The 24,172-nt window shown below is 69.0% G+C and carries 21 protein-coding genes, 1 tRNA gene and 2 pseudogenes; 19 read left to right on the top strand and 5 right to left on the bottom strand.

The window, feature by feature from the left end; all coding sequences use genetic code 11:
• Positions 1-127 precede the first annotated feature (127 nt).
• From ABII15_RS38530 to ABII15_RS38520, 3 genes are all read left to right on the top strand, one after another.
• Entirely contained in the window at positions 128-904 is a 777-nt protein-coding gene (locus ABII15_RS38530) for a MerR family transcriptional regulator (RefSeq protein WP_353947343.1), read from the top strand.
• Positions 905-1,768: 864 nt separating this feature from the next.
• The gene (locus ABII15_RS38525; RefSeq protein WP_353947342.1) at positions 1,769-3,355 is read left to right on the top strand and encodes a phage/plasmid primase, P4 family; all 1,587 of its coding nucleotides are present in this window, start codon (positions 1,769-1,771) and stop codon (positions 3,353-3,355) included.
• Between the two features lie 145 nt (positions 3,356-3,500).
• Positions 3,501-3,881, top strand: a complete 381-nt coding sequence (locus ABII15_RS38520; protein ID WP_353947341.1) for a DUF6009 family protein — start codon at positions 3,501-3,503, stop codon at positions 3,879-3,881.
• A 58-nt stretch (positions 3,882-3,939) separates the two neighbouring features.
• On the opposite strand, the gene ABII15_RS38515 is transcribed toward ABII15_RS38520, so the two are convergent.
• Both ABII15_RS38515 and ABII15_RS38510 read right to left on the bottom strand, forming a co-directional pair.
• Positions 3,940-4,024: transfer RNA gene (locus ABII15_RS38515), tRNA-Leu, on the bottom strand.
• 190 nt (positions 4,025-4,214) lie between these two features.
• A complete protein-coding gene (locus tag ABII15_RS38510; protein ID WP_353947340.1) occupies positions 4,215-4,373 on the bottom strand; it encodes a hypothetical protein in 159 nt (52 codons plus the stop codon).
• 508 nt (positions 4,374-4,881) lie between these two features.
• Here ABII15_RS38510 and ABII15_RS38505 point away from each other — a divergent pair.
• From ABII15_RS38505 to ABII15_RS38460, 10 genes are all read left to right on the top strand, one after another.
• A complete protein-coding gene (locus ABII15_RS38505; RefSeq protein WP_353947339.1) occupies positions 4,882-5,547 on the top strand; it encodes a ScbR family autoregulator-binding transcription factor in 666 nt (221 codons plus the stop codon).
• A gap of 429 nt (positions 5,548-5,976) precedes the next feature.
• Positions 5,977-7,095 carry a bifunctional DNA primase/polymerase gene (locus ABII15_RS38500; protein WP_353947338.1) on the top strand — a complete coding sequence of 373 codons (1,119 nt, stop codon included), beginning with the start codon at positions 5,977-5,979 and terminating at the stop codon, positions 7,093-7,095.
• A gap of 71 nt (positions 7,096-7,166) precedes the next feature.
• Positions 7,167-8,603: a phage/plasmid primase, P4 family gene (locus tag ABII15_RS38495; protein WP_353947431.1), complete on the top strand. Its 1,437-nt coding sequence runs from the start codon at positions 7,167-7,169 to the stop codon at positions 8,601-8,603.
• Positions 8,600-9,004 (top strand): DUF6009 family protein, encoded by a 405-nt coding sequence (locus ABII15_RS38490; protein WP_111668678.1) that lies wholly within the window; start codon positions 8,600-8,602, stop codon positions 9,002-9,004. The genes ABII15_RS38495 and ABII15_RS38490 overlap by 4 nt, the downstream gene beginning before the upstream one ends.
• 722 nt (positions 9,005-9,726) lie before the next feature.
• On the top strand, positions 9,727-10,368 hold the full coding sequence (locus ABII15_RS38485) for a hypothetical protein (RefSeq protein WP_353947337.1): 642 nt from the start codon (positions 9,727-9,729) through the stop codon (positions 10,366-10,368).
• A gap of 208 nt (positions 10,369-10,576) precedes the next feature.
• Positions 10,577-10,747 carry a hypothetical protein gene (locus ABII15_RS38480; protein ID WP_353947336.1) on the top strand — a complete coding sequence of 57 codons (171 nt, stop codon included), beginning with the start codon at positions 10,577-10,579 and terminating at the stop codon, positions 10,745-10,747.
• A 3,058-nt stretch (positions 10,748-13,805) separates the two neighbouring features.
• Positions 13,806-14,732: an AAA family ATPase gene (locus ABII15_RS38475; RefSeq protein ID WP_111668656.1), complete on the top strand. Its 927-nt coding sequence runs from the start codon at positions 13,806-13,808 to the stop codon at positions 14,730-14,732.
• Positions 14,729-15,367, top strand: a complete 639-nt coding sequence (locus ABII15_RS38470) for a hypothetical protein (RefSeq protein ID WP_353947335.1) — start codon at positions 14,729-14,731, stop codon at positions 15,365-15,367. The genes ABII15_RS38475 and ABII15_RS38470 overlap by 4 nt, the downstream gene beginning before the upstream one ends.
• A 108-nt stretch (positions 15,368-15,475) precedes the next feature.
• Positions 15,476-15,718 (top strand): hypothetical protein, encoded by a 243-nt coding sequence (locus tag ABII15_RS38465; RefSeq protein WP_353947334.1) that lies wholly within the window; start codon positions 15,476-15,478, stop codon positions 15,716-15,718.
• The gene (locus tag ABII15_RS38460; RefSeq protein ID WP_353947333.1) at positions 15,718-16,098 is read left to right on the top strand and encodes a fic family toxin-antitoxin system, toxin component; all 381 of its coding nucleotides are present in this window, start codon (positions 15,718-15,720) and stop codon (positions 16,096-16,098) included. Before ABII15_RS38465 ends, ABII15_RS38460 begins: the two co-directional genes overlap by 1 nt.
• Before the next feature lie 205 nt (positions 16,099-16,303).
• Here the strand turns inward: ABII15_RS38460 and ABII15_RS38455 are convergent.
• Positions 16,304-16,967, bottom strand: a pseudogene (locus ABII15_RS38455) (transposase family protein).
• A 150-nt stretch (positions 16,968-17,117) separates the two neighbouring features.
• Between ABII15_RS38455 and ABII15_RS38450 the strand changes: the two are divergent.
• From ABII15_RS38450 to ABII15_RS38440, 3 genes are all read left to right on the top strand, one after another.
• Positions 17,118-17,528 (top strand): hypothetical protein, encoded by a 411-nt coding sequence (locus ABII15_RS38450; RefSeq protein ID WP_353947332.1) that lies wholly within the window; start codon positions 17,118-17,120, stop codon positions 17,526-17,528.
• Between the two features lie 262 nt (positions 17,529-17,790).
• Positions 17,791-18,363 (top strand): carboxymuconolactone decarboxylase family protein, encoded by a 573-nt coding sequence (locus ABII15_RS38445; protein ID WP_353946916.1) that lies wholly within the window; start codon positions 17,791-17,793, stop codon positions 18,361-18,363.
• Positions 18,364-18,391: 28 nt separating this feature from the next.
• The gene (locus ABII15_RS38440) at positions 18,392-19,258 is read left to right on the top strand and encodes an RNA polymerase sigma-70 factor (protein WP_353946917.1); all 867 of its coding nucleotides are present in this window, start codon (positions 18,392-18,394) and stop codon (positions 19,256-19,258) included.
• Positions 19,259-19,358: 100 nt separating this feature from the next.
• Here ABII15_RS38440 and ABII15_RS38435 read toward each other — a convergent pair.
• Positions 19,359-19,997 (bottom strand): annotated as a pseudogene (locus ABII15_RS38435) (alkaline phosphatase family protein); the annotation flags it as partial.
• Positions 19,998-20,084: 87 nt separating this feature from the next.
• Here ABII15_RS38435 and ABII15_RS38430 point away from each other — a divergent pair.
• The 3 genes from ABII15_RS38430 (at position 20,085) to ABII15_RS38420 (ending at position 23,044) form a co-directional block, all read left to right on the top strand.
• Positions 20,085-20,531 (top strand): hypothetical protein, encoded by a 447-nt coding sequence (locus tag ABII15_RS38430; RefSeq protein ID WP_353946918.1) that lies wholly within the window; start codon positions 20,085-20,087, stop codon positions 20,529-20,531.
• A gap of 579 nt (positions 20,532-21,110) precedes the next feature.
• Positions 21,111-22,277 carry a transposase family protein gene (locus tag ABII15_RS38425; protein WP_353947331.1) on the top strand — a complete coding sequence of 389 codons (1,167 nt, stop codon included), beginning with the start codon at positions 21,111-21,113 and terminating at the stop codon, positions 22,275-22,277.
• A complete protein-coding gene (locus tag ABII15_RS38420; RefSeq protein ID WP_353947330.1) occupies positions 22,274-23,044 on the top strand; it encodes an ATP-binding protein in 771 nt (256 codons plus the stop codon). The genes ABII15_RS38425 and ABII15_RS38420 overlap by 4 nt, the downstream gene beginning before the upstream one ends.
• A 38-nt stretch (positions 23,045-23,082) precedes the next feature.
• Here ABII15_RS38420 and ABII15_RS38415 read toward each other — a convergent pair whose 3' ends face one another.
• The gene (locus ABII15_RS38415; RefSeq protein WP_353946921.1) at positions 23,083-23,865 is read right to left on the bottom strand and encodes a hypothetical protein; all 783 of its coding nucleotides are present in this window, start codon (positions 23,863-23,865) and stop codon (positions 23,083-23,085) included.
• Between the last annotated feature and the right edge of the window lie 307 nt (positions 23,866-24,172).

Raw genomic sequence — 24,172 nt, 5'->3', positions numbered from 1 at the left:
GCCCTGTGAAGAGCCTGCAAGGTTGACCCAGGGTCAAGGTCAAGGGCGGCGGGGCGTACGCGTATTCTCGGCCGCGTGATCGTCCGGGAACCGCGGTCGCCCACGCTCAGGAAGGTGTGCCGAACGCATGGCGGAAGGGCTCACGATCGGTCAGGCGGCGTCGTTCGCCGGGGTGACGATCAAGACGGTGCGCCACTATCACCGGCTCGGTCTGATCGCCGAGCCGGAGCGGGACGGTTCGGGCTACCGCCGTTACCGTTCGGGCGAGTTGTACCGGCTGGTCCAGGTGCGGACGCTGGCCGCGGCGGGGGTGCCGCTGGCCGAGATCGGAGATCTGCTCGACACCGACCCGACGACGTTCGCGGCCACGTTGGACGACGTCCACCGCAGGCTCACCGAGCGGATCGACGACCTGGTCGCGCGCCGCGACCGGCTGGACCGCCTCGACCACGGCGACCGGGCCCTGCTCCCCGACCGGGCGTGCGCGGTCCTGGACCGGCTCGCCGCGCTCGGTTTCGGCCCCGACTACGTGGCCACCCAGCGGGAGGCCCTGGTGCTGGCGCGGGCTCTGATCCCGGAGATCTTCGACAGGTTCCTGAGCCAGCTCGAGCACTCGCTCGACGATCCCGAGTCGGTGGAGCTGACCAAGCGCGGCTGGGAGGCACGGTCCTGGGACCCGGACGATCCGCGGCTCGAGGAGCTGGCGTCCGCGCTGGCCGGGAAACTCCTTTCCAACCGGGACCTGCTGGCCGTACCGGCGGAGTTCCGTGACCAGTCCGACGTCGCGTCCCGGTACGGGATGGTCAACCACCACCGCGAGGACCGGTCACCGTCGATCGCCCGGCTGAACGCTCTGGTGGAGGCGAATCTGCGGGCCGCGGGCATCGCCGTTCCGCACCAGTGAGCGCGGTGCTCCGGTCCGGGACGCCGCGAGGACACCATGCCTCTCGGGGTGCGCTCGTCGGTGACTTGAGGCGCGCTGGAGACCCGGTCCGGGCGGTGAGGCGGCGCCCGCTTCGGTCCCGTTCCCGGAGTTCCGTCCCGTTCACAGGAAATCCCAGGTCCGGGCCGTGTCGCCGGGTCTTGCGACCGGCACGACGGGACTGACGGGACCGAACTCCCTTGTTCCTTCTGCGTGCGTGCGCGCGTATGCGCACGCGCATACTGGACCTAGTCCCCTGTACGTACGTAGGTCATAAGGAGAAGGTTGGGTCCCGTCAGTCCCGTGGAAGCCAACGGCACCCGTCTGAGCTGGGCTTATGCAGGACGGGACCGAAGGGACCGAATCCCGCGACGGGACCGGGGACGGCCGGGGCAGCGCAGGCCAGGTGTTTTCCTGGCTTCCGCGGCGCAGCAGGACGGCAGCGGCGCGGCCCCCTCCTCACGGGACTGACGGGACCAGAGATTTCGTACAGGCAAAGACCTCTGCCGTGGGAGAAGTGTGTGCGCTAGTCTCCGGGTTGCACTACTCGAACTTCAGTCCCTTCAGTCCCGCGGCGAGGCAGACGTCCCTCCTGGACCAGGAAGTTCGTCACGAGCGGGGCCGACAAGCACGACCGAACGCTCGACGAGGACGATCATTGGCGCGCCAGGCTGCGACAAGCTCATGGCACCCCCGGGGGGCTGCCGGTCCCGAATCCCGCGCACACCGATGTGCGCAGGCAGGCCGGCCGACGCACACCCCGACCCCCGGAGGCTTCCACGCGGGCCGCGCGGAGCGCGCTCTGTCCGCAGGCGCCCGGCGCCCGTTCCACCCCCGAGGACACGCATGAGCAGCGCCGGACACGCCGAGCAGCCCCGGTTCGACCCCGTCGCCGCCGCCGAGCAGATCAGAGGGCAGAGCCAGCAGCAGAGCCTCGACCTCGAACTGCCCGGTGGAGCCGACGGATTGCCCGCGCAGCGCACGGTGCCGGAGCCGGCCCCAGCCCCCGGCGGGCTGCTGCCCGACGAGCTGACCGACCGGGCCAACGCCAAGCTCTTCGCCCGCCTCTACAGCGACCGCTTCCGGCACGTCGAGGGCCTCGGCTGGTACAGCTGGGACCAGTACCGCTGGCGGCGCACCGGAGGCGAGAAGACCGCGCTGTGGGCGGCCGGTGACATGGCCGAGCAGATGCCGGACACGGATCCGCGGGCCGTCTTCAGCCCGCGTGAACTGGCCCAGCACCGCAGGCGTACCCAGTCCACCGCCGGGATGAAGGCACTGCTGCACCAGGCGCAGGCGGCCCCGAGTCTCAGCCTCGACCCCGATGTCCTCGACGGCGACATCTACGCCCTGTGCACCCCCGCCGGCGTCGTCGACCTGCGCACCGGCGGACTGCACAAGCCCGACCCGCTCACCGACATGCATTCGCGCGCCACGACGGTCGCCCCGCAGCGGATGCCGATCCCGCGCTGGCACAGCTTCCTGCGCGACACCTTCGGCGACGACGAGAAGGGCCGGGAGACGACCCGGTTCCTGCACGTCCTGCTCGGCTACTCGATCACCGGCGACGTCGGCGCCCAGATCCTGCCGTTCCTCTACGGCTCCGGCGCCAACGGCAAGTCCGTGCTGCTCGACGTGATGACCCAGATCCTCGGCGAGTACGCGAACGCGGCGCCGCCCGGATTCCTCATGGAGAAGGGCAAGTTCACCGAGCACTCCACCGAGCTGACCGAGCTGCACGGCCGCCGGATCGTGGTGTGCAGCGAGCTCAAGCCCAACGACAAGTTCAACGAGGCCCGCGTCAAGCTCCTCACCGGCGGCGACAAGATCACCGCCCGCCGGATGCGGCAGGACTTCTTCAGCTTCACCCCCACCCACAAGCTGTGGCTGCTGGGCAACCACCGCCCCGAGGTGGGCACCGGCGGCCACGCGTTCTGGCGCCGGATGCGGCTCATCCCCTTCGACCGGGTCGTTCCGAACGAGCGAAAGATCGACAATCTCGCGGTGGAGCTCGTCCGCGACGAGGGCCCCGGCATCCTGCACTGGCTCATCGAGGGCGCCCGCCACTATCTGACCACCCGCGACCCGTTGCAGGGCCCGGCCGCCGTGCGGCTGGCCACGGCCGCGTACGAGACGACCGAGGACCACATCGGCCGTTTCATCGGCGAGTGCTGTCTCACCGGCGAGGCGGGGCGACCCCATCCCGACCTGCGCGTCGAGCAGAAGCTGCTCTACGAGACGTACTGCCGCTGGTGCGCGGAGGAGAGCATCCGGGCCGCGTCCAGCAGGGCCTTCGCCAGCCGCATCCGTCAGGAGCTCGGGCTGGCCTCACCCGCCGAAATGATCAAGAACAACGACCGCAAGCTCTACCCGGGACTGGCCCTGCGGTCGGACATCAGGAACGAGCCAACGGGCCCGCGCGAGGCCCGGTGAGGTCCCCCGACTCCATGGGCGCTCCAGTCCCCTGGCCGTAGGATGAGCCGAGCGGCCCGGCGACCCGCCGCTCACGGGGGCAGACAAGCAGTGGTGCGACCACCACACACGGTGCTACCGAAGACATTCAGGAGGGTCTGCGGCCATGAGTTCGATGCTGCAGGACAGCCAGCTCGCCCATGAGGAAGCCGTGGTGTGGCTGGAGGACATGGAGCACCTCGACTACGTCCGCCAGGCCCTCGACAAATCGACCCGCCGCCGCGGCAAGCCGCGGTACGAGCGCGACGGACGCATGATCGGCTACGTCAACCTGCTGCCGGACGCGGGCAGGGACCCCGACAGCGGCCTCTTCGAGCGGCGCACCTTCTTCCTGCTGCCCCACGACCGTCCCAACGACCCGGCGGGTCCGTACGAGGTCGGGGCTCCCGGCGAGGCCGTGGATCCGCGCACCATCGCGCCCGGGCGCGTGGGCCAGAAGACGCCGCGCTCGCAACGCGGCGGGACGGCGAAGGCCGTGGCTTCCTGACGTCCGGTCAAGTCCGTACCGGGCCCCAGAAGGGGACCCCAGAAGGTGCCGGGGCGGGTGCCCTGAGCGGGAGTCGAACCCGCACGGCCGCGTGGCCGGGGACTTTTAAGGTCCCTGTGCCTGACCGGTTCCACCATCAGGGCCCGCGTGTTCGGCTGTCCCCGGCGCGCGCCGGTTCACCGGCCCCGGGGCGACCGATGACCGCTCCGGGGCCGGTGGGATCACGTGGGAGGGATGGGGCCCGGCCGCGGCCCTGTGTCATCGCACTCCCTGGGCCGGGTTGTCCCGCCGACGTGATCGTTTCGGTGGTCCGCCCGCGGGGCGGACGGTGCGTCAGTTCGTGACGCGCTCGTAGATGTGCGTGTAGAGGCCGTTGTCGCCGCCGGTGATGTAGGTGTCCCCGGCCTCGCGCACGATCTGCTGGTAGCGCGGGGAGGTGAAGGCCTCCAGGTACGTGGCGGGGTCGGCGTTGAAGCCCGACACGCACATCACGCCCGGCTCGGTACTGGCGAGCGAGTGGAGGGCCTGGAAGCCGACGACCTCGTCCGCGAGGTGCGCACCACGTCGAAGATGGTCTCCTCGCGCCGGGCGCGGTACCGACGGTAGACGCGCGGCACGACCTCGACATGGCGCATCTGCACGTACCGGGTGTCGGGCAGCGCCCGTGCTGCGCAGGTGGTTGAGGAACTCCAGCCAGCGCAGAAGGGCCGGGTGGTAGACGCGCTCGGCGGGACGTCGGAGGCGAGGTCGATCAGCCCCTCGTCCTCGAACCAGCGCAGCATGTCCGGGGTGAGGCCGGTGATGCGGGCCAGGTCGTCCCGCGTGTAGGTGGATCAGGGTGTCGGTCGCCGCCGGGGTGTCGGCGGGCGTCTCGGAGTCGCCCCCCCAGCACATCCTGACTCCTTCAGCTCCAGGAGGCGTTACAATACCTTCACGCAGGTATATTTCAAGGAGTGTCCAGTCCGGCACCTTGAGTCAGGTACAGGAGCGAGGAAGCCCGATGGACACTGCCCGGCCGACAAGGACGTCAGCCAAGGCGTCGACCGGCACCCGCGGACGCCCCGCGAAGGAGCTCAAGCAGGAGCGGGCCGTGCGCACCCGGGGGGTCGTCCTGGCCGCCGCGGCCCAGGCCTTCGCGGACCGCGGCTTCCCGCCGGTGACCGTCCAGGACGTCGCCGAGCTGGCAGGCATGACCAAGGGCGCGGTCTACTTCCATTTCGCCAACAAGGAGGCGCTCGCCCAGGCGGTCGCCAACGACTTCTACACCTACCTCGACTCCATCGCCACGGCGGTCAAGGCCGAGGCCCTCTCCCCCGTGAGCACCGTCCAGCAGCTCCTGATGCGCACCGCGCGCGCCTTCCGGGACAACGTCACGATCCAGGCCGGCGCGCGGCTGCAGATCGAGCGGGCGTACATCGGCATCGACATTCCGGTCCCGTACGTGGGCCATCAGTCCATGGTCACCGCGGCGCTGCGCGAGGCGGTGGAGGCCGGAGAAGTGCCCGCCGGGACCGACCCCGAGGTGCTGGCCCGCGTCATCGTCTCCGCGTTCTTCGGTGCCCAGCACATCTCCGGCGTGCTGAACGACCGTCAGGACATCACCGAGCGCGTGGAGGAGATCCTCGCGACCGTACTGCCCATGGCCCCGGCCCCGGCGCGGGACTGACGGGCCGGTGGGCGGCCGGACGGCCATTGAAACCTTCGCGTAGGTATAATTGGCTGAAACGAGCTCGCGGGGGGCACAACCCGTACGGCCGCAGCGTCGGGGCCACCCCGGAGTACGGCAGAAAACCCGGCCGAGGACACGCACCTCCGGCCCCGCGCACGTCGCGCCATGAAGTTGCCGACCGTCGCTCGGGCGCGCCGCCTTGCCCGCGGCGACGTTTGAGAGAAAGAGTCGCTTCGGTCGCTGAAGTCTCGCCCCGTGTTGCGACACACGCCGCGATGAGCGACCCAAGCGACGCAAGACCACACCTGCGGCCCCCCAACACACCCGTTGCGGCCGAGTCTCCCGAACCAGCTTCCGACAGGCGTTAGCCTGTGCGCACAACACATTCCCATGTTGAGTCGCTTCGGTCGCTGGAAAGGTCGTTACATGCTCGATGAGCTGGGATTTCCCCCCAGTCACTCAGTAGCTGACGCAGCGACCCAGTCCCCGGCGAACTCACTGCGGACGGCGCTCGCGTGCGCGGCGCGCGGCTGGCCGGTCCTCCCGCTGGCTCCCGGACGCAAGACCCCCGCGGCCAACTGCGCCCGCTGTCAGGGTTCCGCGCACTCCCCCGCCACCTGCGAGTGCATCGCGCACGGTCGCTGGTGCCACGGCTTCCACGCAGCGACCGACGACAGCGACCGCATCCGCGACTGGTGGAAGTCCCAGCCGCGGTTCGGCGTGGGCGTCGCCTGCGGAGCGGCCGGCCTGCTCGTCCTCGACATCGATGCCCACGAGACACCACTCCCCCAGCGGGAGCGGCTGCTCCCCGGCATCCCCATCGGCGACCACGTGAGCCTCAACGGCCTGCAGCACGGCTTTCACAGCCTGGCCCTGCTCGCCGCGCTGCGCCAGGAAGCGGACCCCGCACTCGACACGGGCACCCTGCGTGTGCGCACCCCCAGCGGCGGGCTGCACGTCTGGTACCGGACCGCACCGGGCCAGACCTGGTTGTGCTCCACCGGGTCGAGCCCGCGCCGCGCCCTGGCCTGGCAGGTGGACGTCCGCGCCCAGGGCGGCTACATCGTGGCGCCCAACACGGTCACCGGCAGCGGCCGTTACGAGGTCCTGCCGGGCAGCGCCACTCCGGCGCCGCTGCCCGGCTGGCTGGAGACCGAACTGATCCGCACCGGCCACCAGAGCGCCAGTCTGCCGCGGCAGAGCACGGGCCACCCCACCCCGTTCCGGGCCCGTCAGGCCGTCATCGCCGCAGGGGCGGGCCGGGACAGCGCCACCCGCATCCTGGCGGCCGCGCTCGCCACGATCGCCGAATGCCGGGCCACGCCCGAGGGCGCCTCCTTCACGGAGAAGCTCAACCGGGCGGCCTTCACCACCGGCGGCCTGGTCGCCGCCGGGCATCTGGACCAGCATGCCGCCGAGACCGTGCTCCTGGAGGCCTCCGAACACGCCCGCCCCGGACAGCAGCGCCGCTGTGCCTCCGTCATCCGCGCCGGCCTCGCCGCAGGCATGCGACGCCCCCTCGTCCTGAAAGACGACCGCCCGTGAACCACAACTACCCCGGCGACGGGCTGTTCGACCCGGCGGCCATCGCCCAGCAGATCCTCAACCCGCCCGCGCTGCCCGCCCAGACGCAGACCTCACCGACGCCCGCCTCCACGGCGGCCACGTCCCAGGGGCTGCTGCCCGACTCCCTGAGCGACCGCGGCAACGCCAAGCTGTTCGTCCACCTCTACGGACGCGACTTCCGGCACGTCCCCGGGCTCGGGTGGTACCGCTGGTCGGGCTTCCGCTGGGAGATCGACGAGGACGACGCCGTCCTGTGGGCCGCCGGTGAGATGGCCGAGGCACTCGCCGAAGAGGACCCCAGCGGCCGTCAGACGTCCACCACACTGCGCCGCCACCGCCGCCGCGCCCTGTCGACCTCAGGCATGAAGGCCATGCTGATGCAGGCCAAGTCGGCGCCCGGCATGGTCCTCAACGCCTCGATGCTGGACGCGGACCCGTACGCGCTGTGCACCCCGGACGGCGTCGTGGACCTGCGCACCGGCATGCTGCAGAGCCCGGACCCGGAGAAGCACCTGCACTCCCGCTCCACCGCCCTCGCGCCCCGCGCGATGAACGCACCGCGCTGGCAGCGCTTCCTGCAGGACACGTTCGGCGAGGAAGCCGATGGCCAGGAGATGATCGACTTCCTGCATCTGCTGCTGGGTTACTCCATCACCGGTGACGTCGGCGGGCAGATCATGCCGTTCCTGTACGGGCAGGGAAAGAACGGCAAGAGCGTCCTGCTGGACGTCATGGTGAAGCTCTTGGGCGACTACGCGGATGCGGCACCGCCCGGCTTCCTCATGGCCAAGCCCTTCGAGGGCCACCCCACCGACCTGGCGGAGCTGCACGGCCGGCGCATCATCGTCTGCTCCGAACTCAAGCCCGGCGACCGCTTCGACGAGGCCCGCGTCAAGCTGCTCACCGGCGGCGACCGCATCAAGGCCCGCCGGATGCGGCAGGACTTCTTCTCCTTCACCCCCACCCACAAGCTGTGGCTGCTGGGCAACCACCGCCCCGAGGTGAACACCGGCGGCTACGCGTTCTGGCGCCGCATGAAGCTGATCCCCTTCGAGCGTGTCGTCGCCGACCACCGCAAGGTCGACAACCTCGCCGACGTCCTGGTCACCGAAGAAGGCCCGGGGATCCTGCACTGGCTCATCACCGGCGCCCGGCGCTACCTCAACGGCGAGAAGGACCTCACAGGCCCCCAGCAGGTCCGTACGGCCACGACCGCCTACGCGGAGACCGAGGACCACACCGGCCGCTTCCTGACGGAGTGCTGCACTCTGGGCCCGGCCATGCGTGCGGAACAGGCGCAGCTCTACACGTCCTACAAGCAGTGGTGCTCGCTGGAGGGCGCCAACCCCGTATCGTCCCGCGCTTTCGCGGCCAGAGTGCGCGAGAGCGTCGGCCTCTCGTCCCCCAAGCAAATGATCTTGTCGAACCAGCGGAAGTACTATCCGGGCATCGGGCTGAACGCCGAGGCGGAGGAAGCGACGGCATGAGCTCTCTGATCGAACCCAGTCAGATCGCCCACGAGCAGGACCTGGTCTGGCTCGAGGACATCGACGACCTGGACTACGTCCGCCAGAGCCTGGACCGCCTCCCCACACGCCGTGGCAAGCCCGCCTACCACCGCGACGGCAGGATGGTCGGCTACGCCACCCTCTCCCCCGAGGCCCGCTCCTCCCGTGCCTCGGGCACGTTCCTGCGCCGCGTGTTCTGGCTCCTCCCTCACGACAGGGACCAGCAGCCGCGGGGCCTGTACGCCTCGGCCGCGCCCTCGGAAGCCGTCGACCCGCGGACACTGGGCACAGGGGTCAAGGGATACAAGACCGAGCGCTCCGAGGGCGGCCCGCCCTCGGATGCGATGCGCGAACTCGGCATAGAGCTACCGAAGAGCTGACAGCTACCGAAAAGCTGCGAGCGACCGAAGAAAATCCGTGGCGCAGGGCCAGAATCAGCGCGACCGGGGCCAGCTACCGAAGAAACAGCGACCATGGCTGTTCGGTAGCTGGCCTCAGTCGCTTGAAGAAACACCAGGTCGGAGCGTTGCCACGAGGGGCAGTAGCGACCGTAGCGACGGAAGGTCGGAACTATGAAGACATTTGTGCGCGCGTGTGCGTGTCATAGATAGAAGGCTTCAGTCGCTTCAGTCGCTGTTTTGGTCTGTTGATGGCCTTTGACCTGCGATTTTCTGATTCTCGACCGAAGCGACTCAAGAGCGACCAGCTACTGGACTGGTTGAGTCGCTCCGCCGGGCATCGCTTGGGCTGCGCTCCGGGACGAAGCCACGCCCGAACGCGAGCCCGCGTGCCAGGCCGTGGCCGACTCCCTCTGCGACCGCAGCGGTCGTCAGTGCCGTCGGGCAGGATGCGACGTATGTGACGGCCCGTCCGTCCAGGTTCCACCAGCCCGTCGGCTCCCGAGGGAGACTGCTGTGCGCAGGCCGGTCACAGGCGAAGTCCACGTTCACTACAGCCAGATCTACGTCGAGAGCGCCCCGGACGGCCTGCCTACGGGCCTTTCAGAGGCGTTCGCGGGCCAGAGGGAGGATTGTGCGGTGCGGCCGCGCCAGGCGCTCTCTGGCCCGTCACAGGACCGCACACGGGCAACGTCGGCTTCGCAGTGGAGGTCCACGACGAAGCCCCTCCCCTGGCCCCCGTCTGGCAGGACGTGGTCGAGGTGTCCTTCCGCCCGGTATCGGAGTACACCAGCCTGGTGCAGTGGGCGGGAGAAGCCACGTGGAACCTCGGCCTCGCCCAGGCCGACTACCGGCTGAGGTACTGCGCCCAAGGCATGGACGAGGCCCGCAAGCTCGACACGAGAATGCCCGAGGAGCCTCAAGTCGACAGCTACCTCCTGCAGTTCTGGCCCGAACCGCCCCGCGCGGACCGCGTCGTCCGCCAGACCTCACAGACCGCCGCCTACTGGCACCGCACCGCGCGCCAACTCCCACCGCCCTCCACGCCCGAGCAGCGCGCCGAGACCGAGCGCCGTGCCCGCCGTGCCGCGGCCCGGGCCGCCGAGGAGCACCGACTGCATCATCAGCGACGGGAGCGGGGAGGCCGGCTGCCCAGCGCACGACTGCGCGCCGTCGAAGAGCATGCCCGTGGACTGCTCCGCTACGACAGCGATCTGGTGCACGCCCTCGATGCGTCGGGTCCAGAGGTCCAGCGCGCGGCCGCCACGCTGGCTGCAAGACGGGCTTGTGGGAACGGCGGGCCTGGCCCGACGTCCCATGGGTCGGCCAGGCGCTCAGGGCATTGAGGAGAGGCGTCCATTGCCCCCGCCGTTCGAGGACACGGACCGCATGTGGGAAGCCCTGGACTCCGAACTGCCGATCGCGGGACGGCCGGTGTCCCAGGCGATCCCTCCCGAACGGCCGCCCTACCGCCCTCCGACGCCTGTGACACAGGTCGGGAGCGAGCCGGAGCCGCGGGTCGTGGGCCCGGCGTCCAGAGTGTTCCTGGCGACCGTGCGTACCACCTCCCCCACTCCACAGGTCCCCCACCAGATCTCGCAGCCGCACTTCGCCCTGCCCGCCGTGCTCGCGGCCGCAGACCCCGATCCGCTCGAGCTGCTGAAAGAAATCCGGTCGACAGCGTCAAACAGTACGGATTTCAACGACTTCTCTGAGAAGCCCTGAGCGCCGAGGCCGAGAAGAGCGGCTGTGCCTGCTCTCCGGGAACCGTGCCTGTCTGTGGCGACGAGCCGCTCGACGCGGCCGCGACCGGAGAGCTCCCGAAGGACTCTTGCCGAGGGCTCCAGCCGCAACGCGTGAGGAGGTCACCTCTCCCCCGCGAGTGAGTCGTTGGGCCGCGGTTCCGAGTACGTACGTCTGCCGATACGGACGCTCTGCCCGATTGCCCTCACTGCTTCCCACTGGCGCCGCCCCGGGCTTTTCGCCGGGGCCCGGCAAGGGACACGGGCGAGGTGAAGCAAGGACCGGGAGGGGCCGTGCGCGCTTGGCTGCCACGCCTGCAACGGCCGCCTGCCCTCCCCGACCACTCCCTCTCCCCCGTCCCTCCGGACGCGCTCATGGCAACGCTCCGCGCTGGCAACCGTCCGTAGGCGTGCGGCGGTCGACCGTGCGATGCGAAGAGGCATGGCGGGCAACAGGCGCCCACCGGAGGGGCCGCCCGCAGCTGGTTCTCCCCAAGCCGTTGTTCGACGAAGAGGAGAGGAGATCGCTGTGCCCAAGGCATGCCGATCGTTGCGAGGGCGGAGACAACGCCACATGCCTTCAATAGGTGCTCGGTGACAGCTCACGGACAGCCCGTCGACGACACGCACAGTCTGCACGCACCGACAGCATCTCGGCTCGGCACGCAGCCGAGATTTCAGCGTGGCTGAGCTGCCTGTCCCCACCGGCATGCGGCGCGCCGCATTGCCCCAGAACGGAGCGGCCGGCGTCCTCGGCGCAGCATGCGGACTGGGCATGGTGCGCTCGGACCGGCGGATCGACGACCGTGCGATCGTTCCGCAGCGGGCTCGACTTGCCAGGAACAGAGGCGTGGTCGGGAGTGCCGGGTGGAAGTCGTCGAAGCCCGGCGATGCCCCTACGTGGCAGCAGTGCGCGGATAAAGACAGCTGGACAGCACCGGTGTCATGGCACGGCCCCCAAGCACGATTCCTGTGTCCTGTTCCACCTGCCTGGACGCGCCACGAGTGCAACCGGTGGTCCCGAAGCCTGACGCCCTCCACCTCTCACCGGAGCGACTTTGAAGTTGCATCGTAGGAAGCCCGCGACGTCCCACTCCCCCAGAGGAAAACGCTGGCGGACCACCTCCACGAACGTTCCTGGGTGCACGTGGCGGACTGGCCAGGCTGCGCGACCGCCACCGGTGTGCGCAGCTTCGATACTCCACTCATTACTGCTTCTGACCTTCAGGTCGGTGATACGACCGCAGGGCAGATGCAGGCAAGCGCATTCGTGTGACAGGTATCAGAGGGTGCGTATGTAGGCGCACATGGCCTGTGCCCCTTTGAGCAGCCCATCGACTTGAACAAGATGATTGAGAGGACAATGTGGAGTCGCCCTCCTCGGCACGCTCTGCTCACCATCTCTTGCGTCAGGGCGAGCAGATGTGCTCCTTGGCGAGACACGTTAGCGATCTTGGGAGCTAGAAAATGCTTCCCCTGGCTTGCAGATTCTCGGACTCTCAGTGTCGTATGGTTCTCATGTACTGAAGCTGAAAAATGGCCTCTGACCTGGGAAAACAAACATCACTGCAAACATGGATACAAGCTTGCACACAAACGTGTGTCTAGGCGATGGTAAAGGTCCGGAGACCTGCTGTCGTCTACGCAGCTTGTACCGCAGTGGTCTTTGCCAACTGCACTGTCTAGGTCAAGGCCTGGGCGATAGCGATGAACATCACCTGCGACTAGGTCTCCTTCAGCGCTTGCGATCTGGCGCACAAGGCAGCAGATTTGCGAGCAGAGGTGCAGACCACCAGCCAGGCAGGTGTGGTTATGCAGCTGTCGCCCCACCGAACAATAAATGTGGTGGCCGATATGCAAGCGGGCTCGCTGGCCCACAGTCCACTTGGTGCAGAGGCAAGCCCCATCGTAGGCGGAGCTGTGAAGTTCTCCGCCCGTGCAAAGGCGGCACTGCACGCACACGTGCAGATCAGGAGGCCCGCTCCTCTCGTAATGCGGTGTCAGATCACTCGCCATGCCGAATCGCCAGCCAGTATGCAGGCGAGCCCACATGTGGATATACGCACCTACCTAGCAGTCTGAGTACTTGCCCGCAGGGTGACCAACCCGCACATCCCCCGACAGGCAGGCCTGTCCCTCACCCTGCCAACACAGAGGCTTGCAAACTGACCTGCACGCCTATGCGCTGGATCGGCGATCACAAGACAGGCGGGCACGTGGGCCTGCATGCTGGCCCGTATGGAGGCTGGTATTCCCGCAAAGTCACACAGGGGCCCGTATGCAAGCCTGTCGGCCTGTCAACTGGTCGACGCACCGACAGCCCCGAACCCGAGCCTGGCAACCGGCCTGTGCATCCCAGAGCGGACCTGACGCCCCACGGCTCAACTGGCCGATGGCCACGTGGAGTAATGAGCAGCAGTGCGGGCCGGAACGGCAACCCGCTTCTCCACCGGACTGCGAGCCTGCGTAACTGACTGCGTGCCTGCTGGCGTTGTGGCTTGCTGCTTCACCGGCGACCATGCCCCACCACCCGCTGACGTGCGCGCACAGGAGAAGCCCAGCCCCTCCACCCAACCGCATCCGGGCTTCCCTGCTCATCTCCGCGCGTGTTGCCGTGCGGGCAAGAAGATCGTCCTGATAGCGTGTGCAGCGCTTTGTGTCGCAACTACTCCGGAGGTGAACAGTTCTGCTGACGCATCAGATGTGCTCGCTGCAAAGTTCACCACTGGAGAACTGGTCGACAGTCCGGCTTACTGCACCGTGGGCAGCCAGACGAAGGTCAGTGCGAGACAGCAGACTTGAGCACCAACAAAGAACCCTTCGCCGACCTGCTGAAACGGGTCGCGGAGGGGTCTGCCGGGCCTCACAGCGGGGTTTCGAGGGGTACTCGGCATCAGGATCGGCGCTTTCGGAGCGCAGGATCGTTCTGAGAGAACTTTCCGTCGGGCAAGCCATGGCAAATCGGGCATCTCTCGTCCCGTTCCGCCGTTCATCACCATCCCTCAACCCGTCTCCGGGCCTGCATCAGACTGAGAGGATCCATGTCCAGTCCCTTCGCGGCACCTGACAGCCAGCAGCACCTGCCCCCGATCCCGTGGGCCTCGCTGTCGCACATCTTCATGTTCGGCAATGGCAAGGGCGGGGTCGGCAAGTCGTCGGTCTCGGCCAACGCGGCGGGCAAGGCGGCGCGCAGCGGTCTGCGGACGCTCATCATCGACTGCAACGCGCAGGGCAACATCGCGCGCGAGCTCGGCTACAAGCGGGCCGAGTGGAACGACGGGGGAGCGGCGCTCCTCGAGTCGCTGCGCACCGGCACCGCGCTCAGGCCCCAGCGCAATGTCCGGGAGAACCTGGACGTCGTCATGGGCGGACCGGCCCTCGGTGACGAGTTCGGCATCTTCTTCCACACGCTGCTCGCGAAGGAAGGCCCGCACGCCTACCTGCGGCTACTGATGTGCCTGCTGCCGATCGCCCACGAGTACCAGATCATCATTCTGGACACTCCGCCCGAGAATCCGTCGCTGCAGCGGCTGGCTCTGTCGACCGCGCGCTGGCTCGTCATCCCCGTCAAGAGCGACGGGGGAGCGGAGGACGGTCTCGCACAGATCGGCCTGGAGTTCTCGTACGTACGGTTCGTCAGCCAGCTGAACCCGCACCTGGAACTCCTCGGCGTGCTGCTGTTCGACACGGGACGCACATACACGGGTATCCACGCCGATGTGCGGCAGCAGGTGCAGAAGGTGCTCGGCGAGGACGCGCACATGTTCAAGCACCTCATCGGTCACACGGAGTCGGTGGCCCGCCTCGTGCGCAAACGGGGCCTGCTGGTGCAGGAGTTGGCCGACCGCCGCAGGGAAGGCGACCGGTCCGTTCCGGAGACTGTCGAAGGGCTCGTCTCCGACTACGAAGGATTCACGGAAGAGATGTTCGCTCGGGCTCTCGAGCTGAGGAAGGACGCTGCCGCATGACCCCGCCCAAGGGTAAGAAGCGCATGGACGAGGAAACCGAGGAGCAGAGCATGTCCGACGAGGGCGTCGGCAATCTGTTCAGCGGCGGCAGTGGTGGTGGCTCCACGAGCGCCCTCGCCGGCTGGGCCACCCCGGCACCCGCTCAGGCCCAGCCTGTCGCCCCGGTGACCCCGATGCCCGCCCCGGCCGCCGCTGCGCCGACGGTGATTCCGCAGCCCGCGCGGGAGCCCGTCCAGGAGCCCGAGCCGCTGAACGACGCGGACACCGCGAAGCCCGTCGGCTTCTACGTGTCCCAGAACGTCGCGGCGCGCTTCCGCAAGCACCGCAAGCAGACCGACATCACGCACACCCAGATCGTGCTGATGGCCGTGGAGGCGGCTGCGGAGAAGGGCATCGCCCAGGTCGTCGAGGACGCCCGGCGGGCGCCCAAGTTCCAGTCCAAGCTGTTCGCCGTGACGGTCAAGCCCGACGACACCGATCTGCGTGGCCTCGGCCCCGTACAGCTGCAGTACAAGCCGACCCGCGCGCAGCGGGCGATCATCGACAACCTGGTGCGGGAGTCCGGACTGCCGGACCACACCAAGTTCCTCGCGGTCGTCCTGGACCAGTACCTGCCGGGCCGCAGGGACGCGTAGCGCGCCGGACGGGCATGGGGGAGGGGTGACGACGGTCCGTACCGGCGTCGCCCCTTCCTCGTGTCCCAGGCCCGCTCGCCCCTGGTAACACCTGTTACCGTGGTGGGTATGGCCAAGACACAGCTGGGCGCCCGCGTCGACGACGAGATCGTCGAACTCGCGAGGGCGCGCGCGAAGGAGATGGGCCTGCCCATCGGCGACTATCTGGCGCGGCTCGTGCTCGACGACGTCAGCGGGCTGCGCGCCCGCGGCCTCGCGGCCGCCCGCGGTTTCCTGGACGAGCACCAGGCGCTGTTCGACGAGGCCGAGAACGCCGCCGGGCGCGGCGGGCCGGGGGCGCACGCCGCGTAATGGAACTGCACATCGACGTCCCCTGGATCCTGCAGGTCGCCGAGGCCGCCGGGGCGGGTGACCCGGCGCCGGACGACTACGGCGTCCCGGTCGCGGCCGTCGCCGCGCACCGTGCCGAACTGCTCGGCCAGCCCGTGTACGACGGGCCGTACGCGCGCGCCGCCACCCTCGTCCACATCCTGGGGCGCTGTCGCTGGCTGGAGTACTCGAACCTGGCGGTCGCCGCCGCCACCGGAGTCATGTACCTCGAAGCGTCCGGCATCACCGTCAAGCCCACCCGCGAGGACGCGGCCGCCCTGCGCGACCTGCTGCTCGACCCGGCCGGCTGCGGCGCCCGCCGAATCGCGGACCTACTGCGCTCCTGGCCCACGACGACCTGACCGGAACGCCGACGTCCGGAACCTCGGTCGCTTCGGTCGCTCCCTGACCAGGGACCTCGGTGGGGGTCTTCGTGAGTTCCCGGTAATCGGGGCTGCCGTAGGGATTTCGACGGTAGCCCTGGGATCCTGCGGTCGCGGCTGAGGGGTCTCCCGTAAACGATCTGTGGAGCAGCCTGGGCGTGGGGTCGGTGCGTACGGTGCTCGGCTACCTGGCAAGGGTGAGGTTGTGCAGGCGGGCGATGCCGAGCATGGCGTGGTGTACTCCGTCGCCTTTGAGGCGGCAGTCGCGGAGGATCTTCCAGCCCTTCATCCGCGCGACGGTGTGCGCGATGCGGGCACGGTCCGTTTGTGGGAGTGGTTGTGATCCTCTTTCCAGGCCGGGGATTCTTCGCCTTTGGTGCGGCGGTGCGGGATCACGAGTCCGGTTCCCTGGTAGCCGCCGTCGGCGATGGTCGTCGTGGTCCCGACAGCCTCCTTGGCCCCGGGTTCCTCCCAGCCGCGAGCGTCGTGCCGGTTTCCCGGCAAGGGGCGGCCGACCACGACGACCAGCCCGGTGTCAGCGTCGATGACGACCTGGTGTGCAGTTGTCGGAGCGCCAGCAACGGATTGATGTGGTCGACGATCCGGTCGGCGGCCGACTTGGAGATCCCGAACAGCAGAGCAAGCTGTCGCATCGTCAAGTTCGTTCGCCAGTATGCCGTTACCAACAGGACGCGGTCTTCCAGCGGCAGGCTCCAGGGCCGGCCGCGCTGCTGATCCGAGGCTTGCTCGCGTCGCACAGAGGCAACCAGCTTGCCGAAGCAGCGCAAGGTCAGTCCGGTGAACGGCTCTATCCAAGACGGCACCGACGCCGTGATCACACCAGCCACCACATGATCGTTCCACTCGGTCAGAAGCAGCCACCGCCTCCGTGCCGTCTCGGCCTGAGCAGGTCCAAAATGCCGCCATGACTGACGAAGAACACACCAACCCCCGTCGCGCGCACCTTCTTGTCATGTGCCACTGAGGTGGCGCGGCTGATGGATCTCGGGGATGCGGCCGATGTGCCGGAAGCCCGCCGCGCACGGCACCTGGCTCATGCGGCGCGCAAGTCACTGCTCGAACGCGCCCACCTGCCTGAGGAGTTCTTCGCCCCGTTGCTGACCGCAGCCGTCTACGACCCAGACCCCAGCTTCTGCCGCTGGTTCGTCGAACCCGCGGTCTACGCCTTCGGGCGCCGCCGAGTCATGACCGCACTGCTCGACTACCTACGGACCGGCACGGACGCGGAACAAGCAGGCGCCAAGCGGGCCTGGTACTGCGCCCATGTACCGCTCCACGCAGACCGGTCCCCTGCCTACGCAGCCGGCAGAAGCCGCGATCCCGCCCTGGACGAGTCCCGCGATGTCATGGACGAGTGGCAACAAGCCCTTCGGGGATCAGCCACGTGAGACAGTCCCTTCGCTCTGGGACTGTTGCTCACCCCGCCCACTTACGGGACAGCCCTTTAGCAGACGGGGCGGCATCTACGTCACCAGCAACACCCAGAGCGACAGTGCGGGTGAGCTGTTGAAGTTCCCGGCGCTCTGAAGCGAGCTGTTCGGCCGCGGCGCAGGCATGCCCGCCGGCGTACGGGGGTGGTTGTCACACTCGTGCGTGCGGCGGTGTCTTCATGACAACCAGGCCGCAAGGCCTTTCGAGAAGGAGAACACCATGGCCCCGCGTATCCCCAAGGCCGAGCTGCCCGCCGAGATGGCCGAGGCGCTGGCCCGACAGCTCGGTTCCGTGCCGGAGCCGGTCGAGGTCGTCTTCAACCAGCCGGCCGTCGCCACGTCGAATCTGGAGTTCTCGGCGAAGGTGGCCGCGTGGGACCAGGTCGACGAGAGCCTGAAGACGTTCTCGCACATGGCGGTGGCGGCGCAGGTCGGCTGCAGCTGGTGCCTGGACATCAACTATTTTGCCGCGCTGAACCAGAACCTCGATCTGGACAAGGCCAGCCAGGTGCCCAACTGGCGCGATTCGGAGGTGTTCACTCCGCTGGAGCGCGAGGTGATGGAGTACTCCGAGGCGATGACCAACACCCCGCCGACCGTCACCGACGAGCTGTCGGCGAGTCTGCTCAAGCAGCTCGGTGCGGCGGGTCTGGTCGAGCTGACGGTGTTCATCGGTTTCGCGAACCTGTCGACCCGGGTGAACACCGCGCACGGCATCACCTCGCAGGGCTATTCCGAGGCGTGCCAGGTCCCGTTGGCCGTGAAGCGCCCTCAGGTGTCGGACGCCGGCTGACAACATGATCGGTGTGACTCATGACGCCATGACCGATGATCCGTTCGTCGCCCACCGGGCGCTGCTGTTCACCGTGGCCTACGAGATGCTCGGCTCCGCGGCCGACGCCGAGGACGTGCTGCAGGAGACCTGGCTGCGCTGGGCCGACGTCGACCGCAGTCTGGTGCGCGAGCCGCGGGCGTATCTGGTGCGGGCCGTCACCCGCCAGTCCCTCAACCGGCTGCGGAGCCTGTCGCGCAGCCGTGAGGACTATGTGGGGCAGTGGCTCCCGGAGCCGCTGCTGACCAGCCCCGATGTGGCGGAGGACGTCGAGCTCGCGGAGAGCGTGTCGATCGCGATGCTGACGGTGCTCGAGACACTCGCTCCCACCGAGCGGGCCGTGTTCGTGCTGCGTGAGGTCTTCGACCTGCCGTATGCGGAGATCGCCGAGGCTGTCGGGAAGTCGGCGGCCGCGGTGCGGCAGATCGCGAAACGCTCGCGTGAGCACGTGGCGGCCCGCCGGCCCCGGGTGCGGGTGAGCCGCTCGGAGCAGGAGGCGGTGGTGGAGCGGTTTTTGGCCGCGCTGCGCACCGGCAGGCTGCAGGACCTGCTGGAGGTCATGGCACCCGACGTCGTGATGATCACCGATGGGGGCGGGGTGGTGGCCGCCGCGCTCGTGCCGATCCACGGCGCGGCCGCCGTGGCACCGGTGCTCGCCCGGGTGCGGCAGGTGGGCGACGAGCACGGGACGCGGGCGGTGTGGCTCAACGGCACGCCGGCGGGCCGTATCGAGTTCGACGGCGCGCCGACCGCGATCAGTGTCGAGGTGGCCGGCGGGCGTGTGGCGCGGATCTATGTGGTGCGCAACCCGGGCAAGCTGACCCGGCTGGGCGAGCCCGCCCGGCTTGCCCGGTGAGCAGGGCTGTCGGGCGGGTGTCCTGAGCGGTCCGGGCGGTGCACACCGCCCGGACCGCCCGTCTTCCACCGGCAGTGCGCACCCGGGGGCGGGGTGGGGGTCAGGTGAGTCCGGCGAGCCGCAGCAGCAGCGGTCTCACCTCGGTCGCGGCGAGGGTCCCGCTGACCTGACCTGACCTGACCTCGCCGGGGCGTGAGCACAGCAGCACCGGGCCGTCCTCGGGACACTCGGGCAGCCTGCCGTGGCTGCCGCGCACCGGGGCCGGGTCCAGCGGGACGACCGCCATCCGGTAGCGCATGCCCAGCTTCTTGCGGGCCACCGCGCCCGCCGCCCGCACCTTGACGTAGGGGTCGTGGGGGTCGAGGAACAGTTCGGCGGGGTCGTAGCCGGGCGTGCGATGGATGTCCACGAGCCGGGCGAAGTCCGGGGCGCGGGCGTCATCGAGCCAGTAGTCGTAGGTGAACCAGGAGTCCGGCTCGGCGAGCGCCACCAGCTCACCGGAGCGCGGGTGGTCCAGAGCGTGTTCCTTCTTGCCCGCCTCGCCCAGCAGCCGGGCGACGCCTGCGACGCCGTCGAGCGCCCGACGCACCCCGGCGATGTCCTCGGGCCGCCGTACGTAGGCGTGGGCGAACTGGTGGTCGGCGACCGCGAACGCGCGCTAGGCCGTCGGGTCGAGGTATTCCATGCCGTCCCGGGTGTGGACCCCGAGGCAGCCGGCGCGGCGCAGGACCCGGTTGAGCCAGGCGGCCGGCCAGTTCGTCAAGCGCCCGGTGCACCGCGCGCTGGTGGCCGACCGCGCGCTACTTGAGGCCTTTCAGGCCCGGGCGTGCTGGTCACCGATGACGTACAGCGCATCGCCGCGCCGGAACTGGACTACCTGCGCCTCCTCGCGGATGCGCCCACGACGCAGGCCTCTCTCGTGCTGTGCGGTGCGGGCGCCGAGCGCACCCTTGCGCGTGCTTCCGCGCTGGCCTCCCGGGTTTTGACCTGGCAGCAGGTGCCCCGCCTGGACACCGGCCAGGTACCCGCGGTGTTGCGCCTGTTCCACCCACTGTGGGACGCGGCGACGGACACCGATCTGCTGCACACCAACACCACCCACGCCAGGGGGAACTTCCGTACCTGGGCGAAGACCACCTCCCACGCGTATGCGGCCCTGGCCCGTGCCCCCGGGGCAGTGGCGGACCGTGCCTTGCAGGCGCGCTTGTTCCCGCCTTGGTCCCGTCAGCCTCTGACCGATTCCACCCCGCGGGCCGAAGGACACCCCTCATGACCGCGACCACTCCGGACGACGACGCCCCGACGCTGGCGCCACCCCGATCCGAGCCCGTGCTGGATCCCGTGACGTTGACGGCACTGCGGGCGCCGCCGCTGCGCCGTCTGCTCGCCCTGCGCACCGCACGCCGGCTCACCCGCGCCCACGTCCACACCACCGCCCAGTGCCTGAACGTATCCGAGCGCACCGTGTGGCGCTGGCTCGCCGACGCCACCACCACACCCGAGACAGCCGCCCGCCCGGGAGCCCGCCGTGTCGAACGGTTCGAGATCACCCCCGAGATCCGGGTGCTGCTCGCGTACTGGCACGGCAACGCCTCCGCGGTCCACCGCGAACTGGTCGCCCGCGCCCGGGCCGCCGCTACCGAGCCGCTCGAAGAGAACGACACCCCGACATCGAGCATCGAATCCGGCTCGCGTCCTGTCATACCCGTTCCAGGCGGCGCCCCGCCCGCAGCAGTGCCGCTACTCCAGACCGTGCCGTCACTGCCGACGTTCCTGCGCGCGGTGCGCCGCGACCTGACGGCGGGGGAGCGGGCCGGCTACCGCCACGGCCCCGAAGCAGCGCGCGCCCACGATGTGTTCGCCAAACGCCCCCCGCACCTGGCGCAACGACGTCTGGGAGGCCGATCACGTCCAGGCCCCGCTCCGCGTCGACACGGACGGCGACCTCGTCCCCCCCCCATACGTCACGTGGTTCATCGACTGCGCGACCAAAGCCATCACCGGCCTCGCCGTCACCCCAGGCACGCCACCCCGTGCCTCGGTCCTGGCCGCACTGCGCTCCGCCGTCCTGCGCAACCACCCCTACGGCCCCGTCGGGGGCCTGCCCGAGCAGGTGCACTTCGACCGCGGCCGCGACTTCCTCTCCCGCACCGTCACCACCGCGCTGACCGCCTTGGACACGGACATCACCGTCCTGCCGCCCTACAGCCCCCACCTGAAAGGCAGCATCGAGAACCTCAACCACTGCGTCACCCGCATGCTGTTCGCCGCCCTGCCCGGCCACACCCCCAAGAAGCCGCAGCGCCGCCCCGACCGCCGCCCCCAGACGGCCCCACCCCTGTCCTTCGAGGCGTTCACCGGGCACCTGCTCGCCTGGGCCCACTGGTGGAACACCGAACACCAGCCGGCCGAACTGCACGGCACCACCCCGCTCGAAGCCTGGCAGGCCGACCCGACCCCGCTCCACGACGTACCCCCGGCGGACATATGGTCGTTCACGCTCGAGGACGACGGCCGCACCCGCACCATCACCAGCCACGGCGTCCGCTTCCGCAGCCGCGACTACATCGCCGACTGGATGACCGGACAAACCGGCCTCAAAGTCACGGTGCGCTTCATGCCCCACCACACCCACGAGATCGAACTCTGCACACCCCACGGCCACCACCTCGACACCGCCCACCTCGCCGACCAGGCCAGCGACGAGCAGCTCGCCACGCTGCGCCGCACCCGCACCCAGCGCGCCCGGCACCTGCGCGACGAGGCGAAAGCCGCCGAGCAACTGCGCCACACCCGCTTCGCTCCCGCCACCGAACCGGTCCCACCGCGCCGTCTGGACGCCACGACCGCCGCGGCAGCCGCCCGTGAACTCGACCAGCACCAGCACCAGTACACCGATCTGGCCGACCTGGCGCTGCCCGACCTCATCCCACCCGCCGCGCCACCAGCCGACTGGGCCATCCCCGACGCCCTCAAGGCCCGCACCCGACCATCAGACCCAACCGAGGACTCCCCATGACCGGCGGCCACCTGCCACCCGCACCTACCGACCACTACACCCCCCTGCCCGACGCCCGCCTCGTCAGTACCCAAGCGCTACTCACCGCCCGGGAAAACCTCACCGACACCATCGAGGCCCGCGCGATGATGTGCGTCCACGGCGGCGCCGGCTTCGGCAAGACCATGGCCGTCACCAGCTGCCTGCGCGCCCTCGAACCCACCGAGGACATCCGCCGCATCACCTTCCACGCCCGCGCCACCACCCGCGCCGTGCGCCACGAACTCCACACCGCACTCGACTTACCAGGCCCGCCCCCGCGCTATGCCAGCGAGTTCGACCACCTCCTCAAAACCGCACTCGCCACCCACCCGCGCACCCTCGTCCTGGACGAAGCCCAGTGGCTCCAAAGCGACCAGCTGGAATACGTCCGCTACCTCTGGGACGACCCCTACACCCAGCTCGCCGCCATCTTCGTCGGCGACGAAGGCTGCCACCAGACACTGACCCGAGAACCGATGCTCTCCTCCCGGATCTTCATCTGGCAGCGCTTCACCCGCCTCACCCCCAACGAGATCCTCCAGACGATCCCGCTCTACCACCCCATCTGGGCCGACGCCGACCCCGACCACATCACCTACGCCGACAGCCGCGCCGCACACGGCAACTTCCGCAACTGGGCCCGCCTAACCACCCTCACCCACACCGCCCTCAAACGCACCGGCCGCACCCGCGTCGACCAAGAAGTCCTTCGCTGGGTCTTCAGCAAGCTCACCTCACCGCACTGACCGCCGCCGCCCAACCACGCGCGAGCATCGCCCAGCCCTCAGTCGTCATAGACATCGGCGTCGCCTTCCCAACACGCGAAGACGCCGGCAGGGCTGTGCCCACGGTGCAACCCCACATGGTTCTCGCGAAGTTCGCAGATCCGCCCAAGACCTCCGTGCCTGGCCCCGCAACGCTGCTCATCACTCGCCGCGACGTCCTCCTCGTACTCCACGTCACTGCCACTGCCCGCCATCCCGGGTGCCGCGGACGACCTACCGGGGACGCGCCAGTGCGCAGGAACTTGGGCGAGCATCCGCTGCCGCTCCCGCTCATCCAGACTCCGCCGGCGATGACTGTCTCGTCCGTACCCCAGGGCAAGCAGCGCACGATCGCCCGCCGGCATCGTCTCCGATCCGTCCGCGCCCCCGGGCACAGAGTCCGACGCCGTCGTGTTCGCGGTAACCGAAGGCCCTGCATACGCACGCCGCTGTGGCGGCAACCCGCTCTTGCCCAACTCGCTACGCACCCAACTCGCCTCTGTACAAGCAGAGTTGTCCTCAAAGCTGAGCAGCCAATGCCCGCCGTCCGCCGTACAGGCCGCGATCGCGTCGAGGAGCCCTTGCGCGACAACCACAGGCAGCACGGAATCGGAGTAACGCCGCCGCTCCTCGTCGGTCAATCCCTCAGCCCGGTATGGAATACGGCCACGGACTTTCAAAGGCTCCCGCTCTCCAGTCACCCTGACTTGGAGATAGCGGGGTTCGCTGTCGTCCATTCCCTTGATAGTTTTGGCAGCGAAGGTCCTGCTGCCGATTCGAACCCACACATCCTTCTTCGACATGCGAGTTATTGTGGCATAAAAGAGAGATCATTTAGGCAGTGTCAAAAAAGGCTCAGAATACTGAAGTTGACGCACCGTTCAACAGGGAACGTCAGACCACCCTGAGACCGATCAAGAGCCCCGGCATCCCGGGCGGTCCGCCTGAGCGGTACAACTTCGGGCTGTCCTGAGGTCAGGAGCTGTACGGACGAGCCATCTCCGAGGCCCCTCGCGCTCCCAGAGGGGGGAGGCTATCTCTCGAAGTTCCCATAGTTTTTGCTTCCTTACGCTCTTGCACCGCAACCCTCACGAGCTTCAAGGTGGAGCT

It is taken from the genome of Streptomyces sp. HUAS MG91 (genome assembly GCF_040529335.1).
Taxonomy (GTDB): Bacteria; Actinomycetota; Actinomycetes; order Streptomycetales; family Streptomycetaceae; genus Streptomyces; species Streptomyces tabacisoli.
The sequence above is the reverse complement of the archived record's forward strand: the minus strand, read 5'-3'. Positions and strand labels throughout refer to the sequence as shown.

What these genes read in the sequence shown, in the direction of transcription:
- ABII15_RS38530 (WP_353947343.1), top strand. Translation starts at nt 128, where the DNA reads ATGGCGGAAGGGCTCACGATCGGTCAGGCGGCGTCGTTCGCCGGGGTG.
- ABII15_RS38525 (WP_353947342.1), top strand. Translation starts at nt 1,769, where the DNA reads ATGAGCAGCGCCGGACACGCCGAGCAGCCCCGGTTCGACCCCGTCGCC.
- ABII15_RS38520 (WP_353947341.1), top strand. Translation starts at nt 3,501, where the DNA reads ATGAGTTCGATGCTGCAGGACAGCCAGCTCGCCCATGAGGAAGCCGTG.
- ABII15_RS38505 (WP_353947339.1), top strand. Translation starts at nt 4,882, where the DNA reads ATGGACACTGCCCGGCCGACAAGGACGTCAGCCAAGGCGTCGACCGGC.
- ABII15_RS38500 (WP_353947338.1), top strand. Translation starts at nt 5,977, where the DNA reads ATGCTCGATGAGCTGGGATTTCCCCCCAGTCACTCAGTAGCTGACGCA.
- ABII15_RS38490 (WP_111668678.1), top strand. Translation starts at nt 8,600, where the DNA reads ATGAGCTCTCTGATCGAACCCAGTCAGATCGCCCACGAGCAGGACCTG.
- ABII15_RS38475 (WP_111668656.1), top strand. Translation starts at nt 13,806, where the DNA reads ATGTCCAGTCCCTTCGCGGCACCTGACAGCCAGCAGCACCTGCCCCCG.
- ABII15_RS38470 (WP_353947335.1), top strand. Translation starts at nt 14,729, where the DNA reads ATGACCCCGCCCAAGGGTAAGAAGCGCATGGACGAGGAAACCGAGGAG.
- ABII15_RS38465 (WP_353947334.1), top strand. Translation starts at nt 15,476, where the DNA reads ATGGCCAAGACACAGCTGGGCGCCCGCGTCGACGACGAGATCGTCGAA.
- ABII15_RS38460 (WP_353947333.1), top strand. Translation starts at nt 15,718, where the DNA reads ATGGAACTGCACATCGACGTCCCCTGGATCCTGCAGGTCGCCGAGGCC.
- ABII15_RS38450 (WP_353947332.1), top strand. Translation starts at nt 17,118, where the DNA reads ATGGATCTCGGGGATGCGGCCGATGTGCCGGAAGCCCGCCGCGCACGG.
- ABII15_RS38445 (WP_353946916.1), top strand. Translation starts at nt 17,791, where the DNA reads ATGGCCCCGCGTATCCCCAAGGCCGAGCTGCCCGCCGAGATGGCCGAG.
- ABII15_RS38440 (WP_353946917.1), top strand. Translation starts at nt 18,392, where the DNA reads ATGACCGATGATCCGTTCGTCGCCCACCGGGCGCTGCTGTTCACCGTG.
- ABII15_RS38425 (WP_353947331.1), top strand. Translation starts at nt 21,111, where the DNA reads ATGTGTTCGCCAAACGCCCCCCGCACCTGGCGCAACGACGTCTGGGAG.
- ABII15_RS38420 (WP_353947330.1), top strand. Translation starts at nt 22,274, where the DNA reads ATGACCGGCGGCCACCTGCCACCCGCACCTACCGACCACTACACCCCC.
- ABII15_RS38415 (WP_353946921.1), bottom strand. Translation starts at nt 23,865, where the DNA reads ATGTCGAAGAAGGATGTGTGGGTTCGAATCGGCAGCAGGACCTTCGCT.